The 1,613-nt window shown below is 61.5% G+C and carries 1 protein-coding gene; it reads left to right on the plus strand.

What is annotated here, in order from left to right; genetic code table 11:
• Positions 1-271 precede the first annotated feature (271 nt).
• Positions 272-1,309: an IS110 family RNA-guided transposase gene (locus tag BW981_RS22190; RefSeq protein WP_244560422.1), complete on the plus strand. Its 1,038-nt coding sequence runs from the start codon at positions 272-274 to the stop codon at positions 1,307-1,309.
• The last annotated feature ends 304 nt before the right edge of the window (positions 1,310-1,613 follow it).

The following is a 1,613-nucleotide window of genomic DNA, read 5'->3' on the forward strand; positions in this document are numbered from 1 at the left end:
AAAGGGATCAGCCTATCCAGTGGACGACTTTTACGCCGCCCGCGCCCGCATAACCGCCGGCGCTTCTCTGGATGGTTTTCTCACCGCCATGCACAATCTCTTCAGGCTTGTGCTTCTTCTGCGCCATAGCGGCTTCCTCCAAGGCTCAAAAGCCTACTCCACGGAGGACCACTTAGCGTAATCGCAGGTGGCGCCTCTCGCCGAGAGCGAAGCGGTTCCCCAAGCTGGCCATCCAGCAATGATCGGCTCGGCCGACAAGGGACGGAGAACCATGATGCCTTGCTATGCAGCCTTGGACGTTTCCCAGGAGACAACAGCGATCTGCATCGTCGACGAGGTCGGTAGGATTCTCGCCGAGAAGAAGGTCGCAACCTGCCCAGACGCGATCGCCGCTTATCTGAATCGGAAAGCGCCGAACCTTGTTCGGGTTGGGCTCGAGACGGGGCCGTTGTCCGTGTGGCTTTGGAACGAGCTCGCTGCGCGCCGTCTTCCAATCCTGTGCATCGACGCCCGGCATGCCAACGCAGCTCTGAAGATGCGTCCCGTAAAGACGGACCGCAACGACGCTGCCGGCCTGGCGCAGATCATGCGGACCGGCTGGTTCAAGGAAGTGCGCATCAAAAGCAGATCCAGCTACCAGGTCCGCTCCCTTCTGGTCGCCCGCGAGATGCTGGTGCGGATCCGGGTCAAGATCGAGAACGAGATCCGCGGTCTCTTGCGCACCTTCGGCGTTCTGTTCGGCAAGCGCGTCGGAGGGTTCACCGGACGAGCCGACGAGATCATCGCCGGCGAACTCGACGCATCACCTGAGATGCGTCTCATTGCCGAGACACTGATGAAGGCGAGGACTTCGATCCTTGATCAGATCAAGGTTCTGGATCGCCGTCTGATGGCGGTGGCAAAGGCAAATCCGACCGCGCGTCTGTTCATGACCGTGCCGGGTGTGGGAATCATCACGGCCTTGTCCGTCGCCTCGTCCTTCGACGACGCGTCGCGCTTCCGGCGGTCATCGAGTGCCGGCGCCTATCTCGGCTTGACACCTCGACGCTACGAGTCCGGCGAGACAAGCCGGAACGGGCGCATCTCCAAGCAGGGTAGCCTGTTGACAAGGAAGCATCTCTACGAAGCGGCCACGACGCTTCTGACGCGCAACCTGCGATTCTCGACGCTGAAAGCCTGGGGCCTGAAGCTGGCGAGAATATCCGGGTTCAAGAAGGCTCGGATCGCCGTGGCCCGGAAGATGGCGGTGATCCTGCACGCCATGTGGAAAACCAGCACCCCATTCCGTTGGAGCCAAGCGGTGGCATGAGCATCGCCATGCCGCTCGACTGACTTCAACGGATGCGTCCCCGCCGGGACGTGTGGCGCGGATCAGGCCGTCCCTGAAAATGCGGTGCCATCGGCAACCGCGAGGACCACTTCGGTCGATCCGACCATCTGACGCCAACATGCGGCGATCCATCGAGACCGACCGCGGAGAGAACCATGAACCCGGCGTGCGCGCAGAATTCAATCAGCCAGCTGGACACCCGCAAGAACCTACCGCGCTTGCTGATTTTATGATTCCATCTCCCCTCGGCGCACGGGGCGGATTGCGATGGAACAGCGGTCGT

The organism is Allobosea sp. TND4EK4, assembly GCF_900156025.1.
GTDB lineage: Bacteria > Pseudomonadota > Alphaproteobacteria > Rhizobiales > Beijerinckiaceae > Allobosea.